This window comes from Catonella sp. (assembly GCF_052173895.1).
GTDB lineage: Bacteria > Bacillota > Clostridia > Lachnospirales > Lachnospiraceae > Catonella.
This window is the reverse complement of record NZ_JBQMXS010000077.1, coordinates 1-4,531: the sequence shown is the minus strand read 5'-3', so window position 1 is coordinate 4,531 and position 4,531 is coordinate 1. Positions and strand designations below refer to the sequence as shown.

Below are 4,531 nucleotides of genomic sequence, written 5' to 3'. Positions count from 1 at the left end.
AAAGGAATAGAAAAAGGAATAGAAAAAGGAATAGAAAAAGGAATAGAAAAAGGAAGGGCAGAAGGAGAAGAGATAGCAACTTTTCGCATAGCGAGAAATTTTAAAGAGAGTAGTGTACCTCTAGAAATAATCATTAAGGCCACTGGACTTTCCAAAGAACAGGTAGAAGCACTATGAGCAAAATAATAATTGAAGATAATTATTAGAGATAAGATTATCTGAAAGCGTAATTATAGCCGAATTTAAAAGGTTATGGGGGGATTATGTCAAAAAAGAAAAACACTATTATAGAACTCAGGTACTATGAAAAACCAATTAAAGAACCGGTGATTGCACTTTTAGGGGAGATTACCGGAGCAATCAAGTAAAATTATTGAGAAAGAGGTATAATATGTTAGAGTTTAATTATGATATGGTGAATGATGTATCCTGTTTTAAGGATAATGCACTTCCGGCAAAGGCATCATTTATCCCTTATGGAAATGAGTACGAGTTAAGTGAGAGGAAATCAAGTCTCAGAGTTTCACTGGATGGTCTTTGGAAATTTGCATATGCAAGAAATTATAACTTAGCTGTTAAGGATTTTTATAAGTCTGAATATCAGACAGATAGCTGGGACAGTATAACAGTGCCTGCAAATATGCAGATGGAGGGCTATGACATTCCGCAGTATGCGAATGTACAGTATCCTTGGGATGGTATAGAAGATGTGGCTCAGACAGAAGCACCTCATAAGTTCAATCCTGTTGGAATGTATGTAAAAATGCTTGAGATTTCAGAAAAAGTAGAGAATAAGGATATTGTGATTACTTTTGAAGGGGTTGAAAGTGCCTTTGTTTTTTGGGTGAATGGTAAATATGTTGGATTTGCAGGCGATAGCTTTACGGAAACAAGTTTTGATATTTCAGATTTTGTAGTAAAAGGAAGAAACAAACTTGCAGTTATGGTCTTTAAGTGGAATGTAGGAAGTTGGTGTGAGGATCAGGATTTTTTTAGATTTTCAGGAATATATAGAAGTGTATATGTAGATGTACTTCCAAAGACCAGAATTAAAGATTTCACTGTGAAAACTGTTTTGGATGATTCATTAAAAAATGCTGAGTTAAAAATAAACGGACTGTTTAATGGACAAGGTAGGTTGCTTATTGAACTTTCGGATAAGGGAGAAAAGATAGTATTTGAGGAAAAAGATATATCTGAGAAACTAGATTTCATTTTTAATATAGTTGAGCCTAAACTTTGGAGTGCTGAGAAACCTAAACTGTATGACCTTACATTTAAGTTGTGGGATGAAAAAGGCAATTTGACAGAGGTAGTCAGACAGAGAGTTGGTTTTAGAAGAATAGAGATTAAAGATAATATCATGCTCCTTAATGGAAAGAGGATTGTATTTAACGGAACTAACAGGCATGACTTCAGTTCGGTAAATGGAAGGGCAATTACTAAGGAGGAAATAGAAAAAGATGTTATTACAATGAAACGTAATAATATCAATGCTATAAGAACAAGCCATTACCCAAATACCGAATATCTCTATGAACTTTGTGATGAGTATGGTCTTTATGTAATAGCAGAAAATAATTTAGAAACGCATGGTAGCTGGGATGCAAGAGGAGTAAGAGGTGAGGGCTATTCTCTTCCTAAGGATCATATGGAGTGGGAGCCTATGCTCCTTGACAGGGTAACTTCTACATATAATAGAGATAAAAACCATGCGAGTGTACTTATTTGGTCTGTTGGGAATGAGTCGTTTGGTGGCAAGGTTATTTATAATATGTCTGAAATGTTCAGGAAACTTGATGATACGAGACTTGTTCATTATGAAGGTGTTTTTCATGACAGAAGTTATGAAGGAAGTAGTGATATAGAGAGCCGTATGTATCCTCCTGTAACTGAAATAAGGGAATATTTGAAAAAGTTTCCGAATAAACCGTTCATTCTTTGTGAATATACCCATGCTATGGGCAACTCTAATGGTGCAATGCATAAATATGTTGAATATACAGAAGAAGAGCCGAGGGCACAGGGGGGATTCATCTGGGACTATATTGACCAGTCCATTTATAAGAAGGACAGATATGGTAAAGAATATCAGGCTTATGGAGGAGATTTTGGAGATCGTCCTAATGATGGAAATTTTAGCGGAAATGGTATAGCCATAGGGTCCGATAGGGCAGAATCGCCTAAGATGCAGGAAGTGAAGTTTAATTATCAGGGAATTAAACTTTTTGTTAATGGCGATGCGGTAAGGATAAAGAATAAATATCTGTTTACCAATACCTCAGAGTTTGATGTTTATGAAATTCTTTACAGAGATGGAAAAGAGTATGCAAAGCAGATTCTATCTACTGATGTAGAACCATTGTCAGAAAAGTTGTATGCACTTCCTATCACAGTACCAAAGCTTGATGGAGAATTTGTGGCAGAAGTATCGGTTAGGCTCAAACACTGCACAGAGTATGCAAAAAAAGGCCATGAAATTGCTTTTGGACAGGCTGTAGTAAAAAAGGCCGAAACAGCATATTTTAAGGATGTGTCACAGATAAATGAAGGATATAGTCCTATGTATGCCTCAACAGAGAGAAATGACTATGTAAAACCTGATACAGGAAAACTGGAATTTATTTATGGAGATTATAATATAGGTGTTAAGGGAGAGCATTTCTCAGTATTATTTTCAAAAATGTATGGAGGACTTGTAAGCTATAAGTTAAGAGGAGTCGAACTTCTTAAGAGTCAGCCTCGTCCAAATTTCTGGAGAGCCCCTATTGACAATGATAGAGGTTCAAGCATGCCTATACACTATGGTAAGTGGAAACTTGCAGGTGATTATGCTAGATGCATAGATGTAAAGGTAAATGATAATAGTGCAAAGATAAGTCATGAGAGGTTTGTAGAAGTTAATTATACCTATGCACTTGGAATGGCTGATTTGGGTGAGTGTGTGGTAAGCTATAAGGTGTTTGAAGACGGATTTATAAAGACAACTTTACAATATGAGACTAAGGGTGAAAACTTTGATATGCCTGAGTTTGGAATTATGTTCAAAACTGATGCTGATTTTAATAATCTTACATGGTACGGAGCAGGATTTTCTGAAACTTATGAGGATAGGAGAAGTGGGGCTAAGATAGGGCTTTTTAGCAATAAGGTGGAGGATAATTTAGCACCATATCTTGTACCACAGGAGTGTGGACATAAGGTAAATGTCAGATTTGCTAAGGTTACAAATAGGAAGGGAAGAGGACTGCTGTTTGTAAGTGAGAAACAGGCTGACCCTACATTAGGGGAGAGTAAGGCGGCAGAAAATTCTGTTGTTACAGAGCGATACATGGGATTTTCAGCTCTACCTTATACACCTAACCAGCTTGAGGAGGCTACACACCCAAATGAACTTCCAAAGACACATTTTACAGTTATTAGAGCAGATCTTATGCAAATGGGTGTAGGTGGCGATGATAGCTGGGGAGCGAAACCACATAATGAATATCATGTTAAAAATAATCAGAAACTTGAATTTAGTTTTTGGTTTAAGGGAATTTAGATAATTTATTATCATTATAGTCATATATAATTTGATAATGTGTGAGTAATAAATAATATTCAAGCTTTTTGTATAACTAATTGTATTAATTAGTTATCATTTTAAGTTATATTAGTAATAGTTATAATAAATATTAGATATTAATGTGATGAAAAGGTGCACAAAATATTAATCCATTTGACTTTTTGTGAATTATATGATAACATTATATAGTATTCTTGAAGTTTAAAGAAGTCGAACTTAGATGTTTGTGTTCGTTAGCTCGCAGCACTACTAAAAAGGTACCTGCTCTAAAGCTCTTTAACTGGAAGATTACACAACTAATATTTTTATTTACAGGAGGATACCTAAATGAACACAGGAGTAGTTAAGTGGTTCAATTCAGAGAAGGGCTACGGATTTATTACCAATGATAACGGTGGAGATGATGTATTTGTACATTTTTCTGCTATCAATGTAGAAGGTTTCAAGACTCTCGCTGAAGGCCAGAAAGTTACATTTGAGACAGAGACAGATCCTAAGAATTCAAGTAAGCTTAGAGCAGTTAATGTTTCTATAGCTGAATAATTAAAAGCTAATTCTGGACCGTAGTCTTAAATGGCTACGGTCTCTTTAATTAATTGTGAGGAAATTCATTTAGAATTTTCATATTCCGGGGTTGTACCGGTTTCGACGGGAATTTTGAAGTTGGAGAAGCAAGTCGCAGGAATGCGTTAAATCCAAAATTAAATACAAACGCTGAAGATAATTTAGCTTACGCTGCCTAAGGGCAGCTGTCTTACCTGTTATACCTGCATAACAGACTAAGGCATCGAATCAGCAGGAAACGACATAGTAAGTGGCTCGGTACTATGGGCGTATTAGGGTCTACTAAAGTCAGTATTGTGCTAATTCAAGCCTGATGGAGGGAATGTTAAACAATTAGCTAAACTTGTAGAAGTACAATGAATGGGTTTTCGGACAGGGGTTCGACTCCCCTCAGCTCCA

The 4,531-nt window shown here is 35.8% G+C and carries 2 protein-coding genes and 1 other RNA gene; all 3 read left to right on the top strand.

Features of this window, described 5'->3' with window-relative positions:
- Positions 1–391 precede the first annotated feature (391 nt).
- Positions 392–3,544, top strand: coding sequence for a glycoside hydrolase family 2 TIM barrel-domain containing protein (locus ACTTG8_RS09710; protein ID WP_442561910.1), 3,153 nt, complete (start codon positions 392–394; stop codon positions 3,542–3,544).
- 351 nt (positions 3,545–3,895) lie between these two features.
- Positions 3,896–4,111 (top strand): cold-shock protein, encoded by a 216-nt coding sequence (locus tag ACTTG8_RS09705; RefSeq protein ID WP_442561909.1) that lies wholly within the window; start codon positions 3,896–3,898, stop codon positions 4,109–4,111.
- 87 nt (positions 4,112–4,198) lie between these two features.
- Positions 4,199–4,531: a transfer-messenger RNA gene (gene ssrA, locus ACTTG8_RS09700) on the top strand.